Raw genomic sequence first — 13,330 nt, 5'->3', positions numbered from 1 at the left:
CTATTAGATTATTCCAAATCTATTTTTTTTCTTTTTATCTTTGCTTCAAATTTTTATATTTTGAGATATTTCATAGAATTTGCTTACAAAGGCACCCACTATCATGGTTGGCAATACCAACCCAACGCTATTTCTGTACAAGAAACTCTAAATAACGTTTTTTCAACACTCTTACAAGAAAATATAGAAATTGTAGGAGCTGGTAGAACAGACACAGGGGTACATGCGTCTCAAATGTATGGTCACTTTAATACTCAAAAAACACTAGATTTAGCAAAACTAAAACAACGAATTAATTCCTTTTTACCAAAAGATATCGCTTTATTTCGTATCATTCCAGTACATGAGGAGGCACATGCTCGTTTTGATGCCACATCTAGAACTTATCATTATTACATCAGTACCCAAAAAAATGTCTTCAACACGGAGCTTGCTTGGCATAACCATCATACTTTAGATATAAACACTATGAATGAGGCCTGTAAAATTCTTTTTGAATATACTGATTTTGAATGTTTTTCAAAAACCCATACTGATGTACACACTTTCAATTGTAAGATAACAGAAGCCTACTGGCGTAAAGAAAACGAAAATTTAATTTTTACAATTACTGCCGATCGTTTCCTGCGAAATATGGTAAGGGCAATTGTTGGAACTATGGTAGACATTGGCACTCATAAAATCACAAAAGAAGATTTAATCCATATAATTGAAAGCAAAGACCGAAAAAAAGCAGGCTTCTCGGTTCCAGCACAAGGATTGTTTTTGAGTAAAGTAACCTACCCTTATATAAATGAAAGCATTTGATCGTACATTATTCAAAAGAATACTTACTTATACCCATCCTCATAAAAGGCGATTTTATGGCGTTATTTTTTGGTCGGTTTTATTATCTATTTTTGCAGCACTTCGCCCCTACTTATTACAAAATATTATAGATGATTATGTAATCCCTAAAAAGCTCACTGGATTTTTAGTCATGCTCGGAATCATGGGGACTACATTGTTACTTGAAGTGTTAGCCCAATTTTACTTTGTATATTGGGCTAATATATTAGGACAAGATATCATTAAAGATATTCGGTTAAAATTATTTACCCACTTAAGTCATTTCAAAATACAATACTTTGACAAAGAACCTGTTGGAAAGCTCATTACTCGTACCGTTTCTGACATTGAAGCTATAGCTCGTATTTTTAGTCAAGGATTATTCATGATTATTAGCGATTTAATGAAAATGGGAACCATACTTTTTTTTATGCTATACATGAATTGGAAACTCACTCTCGTTGTAATTATAGCCATGCCAATACTTCTATACTTTATTCGCGTATTTCAGATAAAAATGAAAAATGCTTTTGAAGATGTTCGAAATCAAGTTGCCAATATGAACACATTCATCCAAGAAAGACTAACAGGTATGAAAGTTGTACAACTTTTTACACGAGAAGAAATTGAATACGAAAATTTCAAAAAAATAAATAATTTGCACCGAAAAGCTTGGGTAAAAAATGTTTGGTATAACTCTATTTTTTTTCCAATTGCAGATATCGTAAGCTATTTAACATTAAGTCTCATCATTTGGTTTGGTTGTAATTTATTATTACAGCATGATCCTTTTACCAATGTAGGACATTTGTTTGCCTATACAATGTATATCTCTATTTTTTTTACCCCTCTAAGACAGATTGCTGATAAATTCAACGAAATGCAAATGGGAATGATTGCTGCCCAACGAGTATTTGAAGTTCTTGATTTTAAAGAAGACATAGAAAAAAATGGAACTATTAAAGCTGCTAAATTAAAAGGAAAAATAGATTTTAAAAATATATATTTTGGTTATAAATCAAATGAATACATCTTACAAAACCTTAATTTAAACATAAAACCAGGTGAAACCATTGCCATAGTCGGAGCTACAGGTGCAGGAAAATCAACTATCATCAACCTACTCAACCGATTTTATGATATCCAATCAGGATCTATTTTTATAGATAATCAAAATATAAAAGACTATACTATAGAAAGTTTAAGAACACAAATAGCAATTGTCCTTCAAGATGTTTTCTTATTTGCAGATAGTATTTATCATAACATTACGCTAAAAAATCCTAAAATAAATAAAGAACAAGTCATACAAGCCGCTAAAATTATTGGCGCTCATGATTTTATCATGTCACTACCAAACAATTATGATTACGATGTAAAAGAACGAGGAGCATCCCTCTCATCTGGTCAAAGGCAATTAATTGCTTTTTTAAGAGCTTACCTAAGCAATCCTAGCATTTTAGTACTAGACGAAGCTACATCATCTATAGACACCTATTTAGAAGAAAAAATACAACAAGCCACACAAACTCTAACTCAAAATAGAACGTCTATAATCATAGCACATCGTCTAGCCACCATTACCAAAGCCGATAGAATTATTGTTTTAGAAAAAGGAGTAATTATAGAAGAAGGCACTCATACTACTTTATTAAAAAATCCAAAAGGAGTCTATCGAAAATTATACGAAGCACAATTTACAAATCATATCAAATAAATTACATACAAAATGGAAAAATTTTCTATTGAACTATCTGTTCGAAATTATGAATTAGATGTACAAGGAATTGTAAACAATTCTGTTTATCAAAACTACCTTGAACATGCCAGACATCAATTTTTACACCATCATGGAGTAGATTTTGTCGAATTTGCTCAAAATAACATATTATTAGTTGTAAAAAATATCGAAATTAACTTTAAAAATTCGCTCATTAGCCGAGACCTATTCAAAGTAGAAGTAAGTGCCGAAAAAGAAGGTAATCTTAAAGTCATATTTCATCAAGATATTATTCGCTTATCTGATAACAAACTAATTGTATCAGCTAAGGTAACAGGAGTAGCTGTAAAAAATGGTCGTCCTGTAGCTCCTGATTCTATCCCTCAAATAGCAAAATTATTTACAACAGTAGTTACTGAATAATTAAACCTATTCTCTAATAGGGCTACTTATAAATAATTTGATTAAATTTGATATTCAAAACCTACTAATTATGAAAAAAATCATTCTTATTATTACCTTTTTAACAGGGCTTGCTACATCTGCTCAAAATAATGAAAAATACACAAATTCTCTTACTCCTGAACAGGATAAACTTTTTGATAAAGCATTAGAAAAACTAAATTCTAAAAAATATGCTGATGCTATAGAATTATTTAACCTTCTAATTCCATCCCTTAAAGATCAGAAATCACCTTATTACTATTTAGCACAAGCTTACTTTTTAAACAAACAATATTCAGAGTGCATCGAAACTTGTACTAAAGGTTTAGTTATTGGTCCAGAAGGAAATTTCTTAAATTATTACCGAGCTAAAGCTAATATTGAATTAGGTAAAACGGATTCAGTATGTGACGATATAAAAAAATCAAAAACTCAAGAAAAAGAATTATTAAAATATTGTAACTAATAAAGTTTTTTTTTTTACAAAAAGAACAAGATCCCTTTTGAGCAGAATTGTACATTATATAAAATATTCTCCAACAGGTATCATACGCTGTAAAAAAGGATGTTCATATAATTATTTATGAACATCCTTTTTTAATTATTTTTTGTCATTTCACAAAGTCGAATAGTCTCTACTGCTTCTTTTACATCATGTACTCGCAAAATCTTAGCCCCTTTTGTTATTGCAATAGTATTTAAAACCGTAGTCCCATTTAATGCCTCTTGTGCTGTAACATCTAATGTTTTATAAATCATGGATTTCCTAGATATTCCTATAAGAATAGGTAAATCTGCTATAGATAAAAGTTCTATTTTAGATAATAACTCAAAATTTTGTTCCAGTGTTTTAGAAAATCCAAAACCAGGATCAAGAATCAAATCATTAATTCCATAACTTCTTGCCTTCATTATTTTTTGCGAAAAATAAAACAAAATATCTTTAACTAAATCATCATAACTTACCATTTGTTGCATTGTTCTAGGATTTCCTCGCATGTGCATCATAACAAATGGCACCTTGTACTTAGCTATTACATCAAACATATTTTCATCTAAACTACCAGCTGAAATATCATTAATTAGGGAAGCACCTAGTTGTAAACATTCATCCGCTACCTTACTATAAAAAGTATCAATAGATATTAATATTTCTGGAAACTCTGTTATTAAAAGCGAAACAACCGAACTAATTCGATTTAATTCATCATCGGCAGACAAAAATTCTGCATTAGGTCTTGTTGATTGTCCTCCTATATCTAAAAAAGTAGCCCCCTCTAACAACATTTTTTCAGCTTGTTTCAAGACTGAGCCATCTGTTTTTAACTTACCTCCGTCATAAAAAGAATCAGGTGTTATATTTAAAATCCCCATAACCTTTGGAATCATCAAATCAATAAGTTTCCCCTTACAATTTATCGTAGTCATTTGCATTTTATTAACAACATTTTATTTTAAAATCCCTATTTTTGAAAAAATTTGACACAAATATAGGATACAAATGGGTAATACATCTCAACAATACGATACAATAATAAATAACTGTCGTGATTTATATAGTAAAAAAATGCAAGATTACGGAAGTGCTTGGCGTATTTTGCGCTTACCATCACTAACAGATCAAATTTTCATAAAAGCACAACGCATCCGCTCTCTACAAGAAAACGAAGTAAGAAAAATAGATGAAGGAGAAACATCCGAATTCATAGGTATCATTAATTACGCCATCATGGCCTTAATTCAACTAGAAAAAGGAGTTGCAACACAACCCGATTTAAATACAGAAGAAGCCGTAAAATTGTACGATGAAAAAATACAAATAACTAAAAATTTAATGGAGGCTAAAAATCATGATTATGGTGAAGCTTGGCGTGATATGAGAGTAAGCTCATTAACCGATCTTATTTTACAAAAAATTTTGCGAGTAAAACAAATAGAAGATAACAAAGGAAAAACCCTAGTTAGTGAAGGTATTGACGCTAATTACCAGGACATGATTAATTATTCCGTTTTTGCATTGATTTTATTAAACAATATCAAATAATTTCAACTTCAATTAAGGTGTCCCACCCATTTGCTAGAGGTTAATTACTTTTAAAAATAAAAAAATGAAAAAAAACCTAGTCACCCTATTCCGAATTATAATTGCACTCCTGTTCATCGTATCAGCGGTAGCAAAAATGTATCCTTCGCCTTATTTTGCCATCTCAACTTTTGAAGTAAAACAATTATACCCTCTGGGATTTTCTGAAACCATAGCTCCTTGGTTTTCAAGAATATTAATAGGTATAGAAATGGCTTTAGGAATACTAATCTTACAGAATCATTATCTAAAAAAAATAATCATCCCAGCAACCATTACATTACTTACCGTTTTTATTATTCACTTATCCTATGAAACTTTTATTGATGGTGGTAATTCAGGAAATTGCGGATGTTTTGGCGAGTTAATTCCTATGACTCCTATAGAAGCCATAATAAAAAATATTGTTGCTATAATCATTCTTGGTTTACTGTTTTTTATATTACCAAAAGACAATCAAAAAATTTCTAAATTATGGCCAATAGTCGTTATCACCTTAGTTTCTATTACAGGAATTTTCATATCAGCCCCTATTAAATCTGCAACTGAATTAACTTTGCCAACTGAAATGAGCACAGATTCGACAAAAACAACATTCATAGACTCTTCCTCTATAAAAAAAGACATCCCTCTCAAAGAAAAAGTCATTCTAGACACCATAAAAAAAATAGAAAAAACAAAAGAAGAAGAAACAATTAATGAACCTCCCAAAAAGAAATCTGGTTATGCACCATTTTTTACTAAAATTGATAACGGTCGTAAAACATTATGCTTCTTCGTTCCTGGTTGTGATCACTGCCGTCAAGCAGCAAAAGAATTAACGGAGTTAAAACGTACAAATAAAAACTTTCCTGAAATCCTAGTTTTATTTATGAACGAAGAACCAGAAAAGATTCCCGATTTTTTTAAAGAAACAGGCGCAGAATATCCTTATAAAATCATAGAAATCATTCCCTTTTGGAAACTATTAGGAACAGGAAAAGACACCCCTGGTGTAAAGTACTTATGGAATGGAAACGAATATAAATGTTATTTTGGAACAAATGAAAACCAATTTAACCCTAAGGATTACAAAGAATTAATTAACAAACCATTTAATCAATTAATAAAATGAAAAAAATAATAATATTAATACTAGCCATGATACTGAATATTTCATGCACAAAAGCACAAGACACACAACTTTCTGATGAAACCCTAAACTATTCTTTAACCAGTACAGATAATCAAAAGATTACCTTAAAAGAAATAATAACTCAAAATACTGGAAAAAACATTGTTTTAGAATTTTGGGCTTCATGGTGTGGCGATTGTATAAAAAATATGCCTAATTTAAAAAAATTACAAAAAGAAAACCCCGACACCAAATTCATTTTCATTTCTTTTGACAAAACTCCAGAAGCATGGAAAACAGGAATCGAAAAACATGAACTAATAGGAGATCAATTATTTGTAGGAGAAAACATGAAAGGAAATTTCGGTAAATCAATAAATCTAGATTGGATTCCTCGATACATCGTTTTAAACAAAAAGGGCAAAGTGGTTTTATACAGAGCAATTGAAAAAGATAACGAAAAAATCAATACTCTTTTAAAAACTTTATAAACAAATAAAATCATACAATATTAAAAGATATTTAACTTATTAAAAAACATATCTTTGTATTTTCAAAATACTAACAAATATAACATGAGACAAAAAATAGTAGCTGGCAACTGGAAGATGAACAAAAATGCTAAGCAAACAAATGAGTTGATAGCTGATTTAATTACAAACCTTCCAGAAACAGACGCTAAAATAATCATAGCTCCTACTTTTGTTAACTTAGCTCAAGCCGTACAACAAACCAACGAAACCACCATAGAAGTAGCTGCACAAAACATGCATCAGGCAGAAGGAGGAGCTTTTACAGGCGAAATATCAGCCGACATGCTAACAAATATCGGGGTTCAAACTGTTATTTTAGGACATTCTGAACGTCGCGCTTATTTTCATGAAACAGATGCTTTATTGGCAAATAAAGTAAATACAGCTCTAAAACATAAAATGAAAATTATTTTTTGTTTTGGAGAAGAATTAAAACATCGCCAAGACAAACAGCATTTTAATGTGGTTGAATATCAATTAAAAGATGCTTTATTTCATTTAAATGCCTCTGACTGGAAAAATATAATTTTAGCATACGAACCCGTTTGGGCTATCGGTACAGGAGAAACAGCCACACCTGAACAGGCACAAGAAATGCACAAATATATCCGAGAAACGATTATAGAACGCTACGGAAATGAAGTTGCTCAAGACCTTTCTATTTTATACGGAGGAAGTGTTAAACCTGACAATGCTCAAGAAATTTTCTCTCAAGCTGACGTAGATGGAGGTTTAATAGGAGGTGCTTCTTTAACTACAACTGATTTTGTAGGCATTATCAAAGGAATCTAAAAAAACAAGGAGCTAAAACGCAGTAACCTAACGTCTAATTTTTCACTCCAACGACAGGAGAAATCAAATTTCAATACTATATAATTTGTTTCACCTATTCACTCGTTCGAGTCTCTCTTTTAGTCGAAACAACAAAATTACTCCCTTTTAGCTCCCCTTTTTGTAAATGAGTCTTACAATATAATGATTCTATAATCTGAGTCAAAATAAAAATAGCCTCTCCCTTCTTCTAAACAGTGCAAAAAAGCTAATATTCAACAAATTAAAAAAACAGCCTCCAAAAACAATAAAATTTTTACAAAAAACTTGCAAATCAACCAAAAATACATTTATATTTGCAACCGCTTTCGGGGTGTAGCGTAGCCCGGTCATCGCGCCTGGTTTGGGACCAGGAGGTCGCAGGTTCGAATCCTGCCACCCCGACGAAAGCTTTTAAAATATCTTATTACCTTCGGGGTGTAGCGTAGCCCGGTTATCGCGCCTGGTTTGGGACCAGGAGGTCGCAGGTTCGAATCCTGCCACCCCGACAAAACCTTTCTTTATAGAAAGGTTTTTTTTATTATCTCTACTAAACTAAATTTGATAGAACTTCAAAAAATCCTACTTTTGCATTTTTAAACCCCACAAAAATATGTTAATTATAGGTATTGCAGGCGGCACAGGCTCAGGAAAAACAACGGTAGTTCATCAAATCATGAATGAATTACCCGAAACAGAAGTAGGCATTATTTCTCAAGATCATTATTACAGAGAAACAAGCGATTTAAGCCTAGAGGAAAGAACAAAAATTAATTTTGACCACCCTCGTTCAATTGATTTCAGTTTATTAGTTGAACATCTAAAAGACCTTAAAGCAGGAAAAGCAATCGACCAACCTGTTTACTCTTTCGTTAAACACAATCGCACTGGAGACACAATCCATACCTTACCACGTAAAGTAATGATTGTTGAAGGCATACTAATCTTAACAAACCCTGAACTTCGTGACATGTTTGATATCAAAATTTTTGTTCATGCTGACTCAGACGAAAGATTAATTAGACGATTAAAACGTGATATTGCCGAAAGAGGACGCGATATGGAAGAAGTACTAAATCGCTACCAAACAACATTAAAACCAATGCACGAACAATTCATAGAACCTACTAAAGCATTTGCTGACATAATCATACCAAATGACAAATACAATACCGTTGCCATTGATGTAGTCAGAGCAGTCATTAATCAACGTATTTCTTAAAATAAGCTTTTTTAAATTCACTATTCAAGAATTCCTTCAAAATATGTTTCAATCTTTTAAAAACTTCTTAAAAAGAAAATATTGGTTTAAAACCATCAGTAATAAGTACTTTTTAGTTAGTGCTTTCTTTTTAACATGGATGCTTTTTCTAGATAATTATTCTTATTTAGACCATCAAGTCTTAAATAAAGAGATTGAAGAACTAGAAGATAACAAAAAATATTACAAAGAAGAAATTGCAAAAGACCTAGAACAAATTAAGAAATTAAAAAGTGCAAATGAAATTGAAAAATATGCTCGTGAAAAGTACTATATGAAACGTGAAAACGAAGACATTTATATCATAGAATTCGAAAATGATACGTTAAAATAAAACACAAAAAAGAAAAAATACCACAATCATATTTAAAAAAAGGTTAAGTTTGCATTTATATTAATGATAATTTAACCTTTTATGAAAAAAACTTTACTAGTATTATCTCTTATTTTCTCACTATCAAACTTTGCTCAGCAACCAGGCGATTTGATTAGTGTAGAAAAAAAAATGGACGATTCAGCCCCACAAGTACTCCAAAGAATGGCTGGTTTCGGAAAAATCAAACTACCTAATGCCGTAGCACAACTTTTCCAATTCCTTGTTAAAGGTTTAGAAGGATACAAAGTAACTTACTGGACCACAAACCATCATGACCAACTGGTAAAAGCACACGGTCTAGTTATGTTCCCTAAAGTTGACTACCCTCTTTCAACCGTTTTGTTAGAACATCCAACAGCTGACAAAAGAGTTAACATTCCATCTAATTTAAAAGGCACACGTGAAGGAGGTTTTGTTCTTGATATGCTTTATGCTCTTAACGGTTATTACGTTGTATCTCCTGATTATTTAGGACTAGGTGACTCAGAAGGAGTACACCCTTATGCCGATGCAAAAACAGAAGCTTCTGCTAGTATAGATATGCTTACAGCTGCTGACACATTCTTAAACCAAAAAGGAGTAAAAAGATACAACGAATATTTTCTTTCTGGTTATTCACAAGGAGGACATTCAACTATGGCTGTATTAAAATACAATACAGAAAAATACAAACGTTTCAATTTTAAACAAGTATATGCTGGAGCAGGACCATACGATTTATCTAAAACTACTTACGAAGATCGTGTATTAGCCAACGAAGATTATCCTTCTTCTGCTTTTATTGCTTACATTGTAAATGGAGCGCATAGTTTAGGATACAAACAGTATCAAAAAAACTTTACAGAAATGATTTCTCCTGAATTTCAAGAAACTTACAAAAAACATGTTCTTAACGAAGAAGGTGGACTTGATTGGGGACCTCTGAAATGGAAAACACTATTTACAAAAGAATACATTAAAACAGCTTCTAGCCCTAACAACCCTTTAAGAGATTTCTTAAAGAAAAGTGATGTGTATGATTTTCATAACACAACTCCTACAACCATGTCATATACTACAGCAGATGCTGAAATTCCTTTTCTAAACGCTTTAAAAACGGAGAAAGTTCAAAGAAGCTACTATTCTTTTTTCGATTTATCTAAATACAAAATTAATGCTACGAATCTAGGTCCTTTTGGACATGCAGGAGGTGTTTTTCCTTGGTTAATAGCTTCTATTGCTAAATTTAACTGGCATAGAACAGGTGGACTATTAAACTGGACTGCTATGTCATCAGACAGAACAAGTCAAGAATCTAAATTAGAGTTTAACAAATCACAATTACATCCTCTCATTGCAACAAAAAATAAAAATTCTAATTTCGAAATCACCAATATCTATGGTTTTGACCAAAATTTAACTAGTAACAGAATTGCTAGTAAAAAACTAGAAGATTTAAAAGAAGGTGCATATATTGTAGAAATGAAACATGATAATCAAACTTACAAAGTTGCTTATCTAAAAGAAAATTCTATAAAAGTAACTACAAAAGAATTAGTAACTGAAAACAAAGAAGGCAATTGGACTATTAACAGACAAGGACTTGAAAATGAAACCATTACTATCTATATCTTTGATCAAAAAAACAATTTAGTTCAAACCAAAAATTTCAACAAAAACGAAGATATAACAATTGATTATTCAGAACTTAATACGGACCAATATACATTAGAATTAGTAGCTCCTACCGTTTCTTTAAACACCGAAGTATTACGTAAATCAATGGAGTTAAAAGATCAATTAACACTATTAACTGAAAATGATCAAATAACACTAAAATCAAGTAAAGACTTTAATGCTATTTTAATAACTGATGTACAAGGTAAAATCCTTTTACAAGAAAACGTTAGTAACATCAAAAACTTTACTAAAAACTTACCTAAAACTAATAGTGTAATCATTACAAAAGTAACTTATTCAAACGGAGACTACGAAACTAAAAAAATCGTTTGGTAATTAATATTTAATTACAATACAATTACAAGGAGATAGCTTAAAAACTATCTCCTTGTCTTTTTTTACAACATTTTATAATCATTTTAATACAAGATTCTATTCTTAAACGTTATTTTTTTAAATTTGTGAAAAATCAATCAACTATTTCATTTTTAAAATAGTTTGTTTCTACACAACATGAAAGAAAAACTTTTCAATGAATTCAATTCCGTTCCTTCCAAACAATGGAAGCAACAGATTCAGTATGAACTAAAAGGAGCTGATTATAACGAAACTCTCGTTTGGGAAAGCCCTGAAGGTATAAAAGTTAAACCCTTTTATCACATAGATGAAAGCTATAATCCTTTAGAAGTAAACTCTATCAAAAATACTTTTAAAATCGTTCAAAATATCTTTGTACATGATCTAGAAAAATCTATCAACAGAACCTATGAAACGTTATCAAGAGGAGCCGAAAGTATTCGATTTACGCTAGAAAATGAATCTTTAGAATTAGAAAAACTATTAAATACAATTCCTCAAGAAATTCAAGTATATATTAAGCCGCTTTTTCTTAGTAGTGATTTCATAACAAAAATACACGCTCTTAGACCTACAATTATTTTAGAAATTGATCCAATTGGTCAATTAGCTAAAGAAGGCAATTGGTTTACCAATTTAGAAAATGACTTTTTAATTTTAAATCAGTCCAAAACTTCTTTAAATATTAATGCTGAAACCTATCAAAATGCAGGAGCCAATATTGTCCAACAATTAGCTTACACCTTAGCCCATTGTAATGAGTATTTCAATAGAATTAAAAACCTAACCTCTACTATTATTATTAACGTAGCTGTTGGAAGTAATTACTTTTTTGAAATCGCAAAACTCCGTGCTTTACGATTATTATTCAATACTCTAGCCAAAGAATATAATTACAATTCTGACTGTCATATTATAGCTACTCCTACCAAGCGTAACAAAACTTTATATGATTATAATGTTAATATGCTTCGTACTACCACTGAGTGTATGAGTGCCATTTTAGGTGGAGCTAATGCAGTTGCCAACCTTGCTTATGATGCCATTTATCACAAAGACAACGAATTTGGCGATCGAATTTCACGTAATCAATTATTAGTTTTAAAACACGAAAGTTATTTTGATAAGGTAAACAATCCTGCCGATGGTTCGTACTATATAGAAGAATTAACTCAACAATTAGCCGAAAAAGCCTTAATATTATTTAAAGATATTGAAAAAGGTGGCGGATTTATTACCCAATTAATAGAAGGAACTATCCAAAGAAAAATTAAAGAAAGTGCTGATAAAGAACAAGAACTGTTTAATAATGGAAAAGAAATTTTATTAGGAACAAACAAATATCCTAATAAAAATGATTACATGAAAAATGATTTAGAACTATATCCTTTTGTTAAACAAAATCCAAGAAAAACACTAATTAGCCCAATTATTGAACGACGATTAGCCGAAAAATTAGAACAAGAACGATTACAAGCTGAGGCTTAAAACCTATACAAATGAAGAATCTTTTTGTAACCTTAGTACTAATCATTTCTTTTCTCTTTTTTGCACAATCAAAAAAAACAGAAGCTACTACCAATAATCAAACTGGCAAAAGTGTCATTTTCGAAGAAGGAATGCGCGTAAAAGTCATCACTCTAGATCGTCCTAAATATGTAGGTGCGATTTCATTTAAAGATGCTGATACGTTTACAGTAGACAACAATAAAGTTAAATTAACCAATTTAGGCAGCATAAAATATTATCCTAAAGGAGATACAAAAGCTAAAAAATCCTTTTTGGTGTAAGAGGAGGACTAATCGTTAGTTCTGGGGTTGCTGGATTAGCCAAAAATGGAACTGCCATTGTAGGCGCGTTAGTAAAAAATAAAAATTTAGTTTATCGTAATTACACTTATAAAATTATAGAGTAATGGAAGCTATAAGACAATTTGTAAAAGTTAAAAATCATCAAATAAAAATAACTTTACCTGATAATTTCTTAACAGATGAAGTTGAAGTTATTATTTTGGCAAAAGAAAATGATTTCTATCTTACTAACGAAATGAAAGAAACTCCAGAAAACAGGCTAAATGAACCTGAATCTGAATACATTTCATCAAAAGAATCTTTAGATAGTATAAAAGCTAAATATGGATTTTAA

15 protein-coding genes and 2 tRNA genes are annotated in these 13,330 nt (G+C 30.9%); 16 read left to right on the top strand and 1 reads right to left on the bottom strand.

All coding sequences use genetic code 11. The annotated features are described in order from the left end of the window. Positions 1 to 60: 60 nt before the first annotated feature. From truA to NAB20_RS09030, 4 genes are all read left to right on the top strand, one after another. Entirely contained in the window at positions 61 to 807 is a 747-nt protein-coding gene (gene truA, locus NAB20_RS09045; RefSeq protein ID WP_105196425.1) for a tRNA pseudouridine(38-40) synthase TruA, read from the top strand. Next, the gene (locus tag NAB20_RS09040) at positions 794 to 2,545 is read left to right on the top strand and encodes an ABC transporter ATP-binding protein (protein WP_105196398.1); all 1,752 of its coding nucleotides are present in this window, start codon (positions 794 to 796) and stop codon (positions 2,543 to 2,545) included. The genes truA and NAB20_RS09040 overlap by 14 nt, the downstream gene beginning before the upstream one ends. A 12-nt stretch (positions 2,546 to 2,557) precedes the next feature. Beyond that, positions 2,558 to 2,971 (top strand): thioesterase family protein, encoded by a 414-nt coding sequence (locus tag NAB20_RS09035; RefSeq protein ID WP_088390430.1) that lies wholly within the window; start codon positions 2,558 to 2,560, stop codon positions 2,969 to 2,971. Between the two features lie 70 nt (positions 2,972 to 3,041). After that, complete coding sequence (locus NAB20_RS09030) at positions 3,042 to 3,458, top strand: CDC27 family protein (RefSeq protein WP_375605014.1); 417 nt, start codon at positions 3,042 to 3,044, stop codon at positions 3,456 to 3,458. A 131-nt stretch (positions 3,459 to 3,589) separates the two neighbouring features. Here NAB20_RS09030 and folP read toward each other — a convergent pair whose 3' ends face one another. Beyond that, on the bottom strand, positions 3,590 to 4,426 hold the full coding sequence (gene folP, locus NAB20_RS09025; protein ID WP_105196396.1) for a dihydropteroate synthase: 837 nt from the start codon (positions 4,424 to 4,426) through the stop codon (positions 3,590 to 3,592). Positions 4,427 to 4,493: 67 nt separating this feature from the next. On the opposite strand from folP, the gene NAB20_RS09020 reads away from it, so the two are divergent. The 12 genes from NAB20_RS09020 to NAB20_RS08965 all read left to right on the top strand — a co-directional run bounded on the left by NAB20_RS09020 (position 4,494) and on the right by NAB20_RS08965 (position 13,330). Further along, on the top strand, positions 4,494 to 5,036 hold the full coding sequence (locus tag NAB20_RS09020) for a DUF1599 domain-containing protein (RefSeq protein ID WP_105196395.1): 543 nt from the start codon (positions 4,494 to 4,496) through the stop codon (positions 5,034 to 5,036). Between the two features lie 64 nt (positions 5,037 to 5,100). After that, positions 5,101 to 6,189, top strand: coding sequence for a MauE/DoxX family redox-associated membrane protein (locus tag NAB20_RS09015; RefSeq protein ID WP_375605013.1), 1,089 nt, complete (start codon positions 5,101 to 5,103; stop codon positions 6,187 to 6,189). Then, positions 6,186 to 6,680 carry a TlpA family protein disulfide reductase gene (locus tag NAB20_RS09010; RefSeq protein WP_375605012.1) on the top strand — a complete coding sequence of 165 codons (495 nt, stop codon included), beginning with the start codon at positions 6,186 to 6,188 and terminating at the stop codon, positions 6,678 to 6,680. Before NAB20_RS09015 ends, NAB20_RS09010 begins: the two co-directional genes overlap by 4 nt. Before the next feature lie 84 nt (positions 6,681 to 6,764). Then, a complete protein-coding gene (gene tpiA, locus NAB20_RS09005) occupies positions 6,765 to 7,514 on the top strand; it encodes a triose-phosphate isomerase (RefSeq protein ID WP_088390442.1) in 750 nt (249 codons plus the stop codon). A gap of 348 nt (positions 7,515 to 7,862) precedes the next feature. Continuing rightward, positions 7,863 to 7,937, top strand: a tRNA-Pro gene (locus NAB20_RS09000). Positions 7,938 to 7,966: 29 nt separating this feature from the next. Further along, positions 7,967 to 8,041 (top strand) — tRNA-Pro (locus tag NAB20_RS08995). 104 nt (positions 8,042 to 8,145) lie between these two features. Beyond that, a complete protein-coding gene (gene udk, locus NAB20_RS08990) occupies positions 8,146 to 8,754 on the top strand; it encodes a uridine kinase (RefSeq protein WP_088390444.1) in 609 nt (202 codons plus the stop codon). Between the two features lie 43 nt (positions 8,755 to 8,797). Next, on the top strand, positions 8,798 to 9,127 hold the full coding sequence (locus tag NAB20_RS08985) for a septum formation initiator family protein (protein WP_105196392.1): 330 nt from the start codon (positions 8,798 to 8,800) through the stop codon (positions 9,125 to 9,127). Positions 9,128 to 9,208: 81 nt separating this feature from the next. Continuing rightward, the gene (locus NAB20_RS08980; protein ID WP_105196391.1) at positions 9,209 to 11,164 is read left to right on the top strand and encodes a S9 family peptidase; all 1,956 of its coding nucleotides are present in this window, start codon (positions 9,209 to 9,211) and stop codon (positions 11,162 to 11,164) included. Positions 11,165 to 11,341: 177 nt separating this feature from the next. Beyond that, positions 11,342 to 12,673, top strand: a complete 1,332-nt coding sequence (locus tag NAB20_RS08975; RefSeq protein WP_105196390.1) for a methylmalonyl-CoA mutase subunit beta — start codon at positions 11,342 to 11,344, stop codon at positions 12,671 to 12,673. 11 nt (positions 12,674 to 12,684) lie between these two features. Further along, positions 12,685 to 12,975 carry a hypothetical protein gene (locus NAB20_RS08970; protein ID WP_375605011.1) on the top strand — a complete coding sequence of 97 codons (291 nt, stop codon included), beginning with the start codon at positions 12,685 to 12,687 and terminating at the stop codon, positions 12,973 to 12,975. Positions 12,976 to 13,099: 124 nt separating this feature from the next. Then, a complete protein-coding gene (locus NAB20_RS08965) occupies positions 13,100 to 13,330 on the top strand; it encodes a hypothetical protein (protein ID WP_088390454.1) in 231 nt (76 codons plus the stop codon).

This window comes from Flavobacterium davisii, from assembly GCF_042182265.1.
Lineage (GTDB): Bacteria > Bacteroidota > Bacteroidia > Flavobacteriales > Flavobacteriaceae > Flavobacterium > Flavobacterium davisii.
Note: the sequence above shows the minus strand (reverse complement) of the source record. Positions and strands in the feature narration are given on the sequence as shown.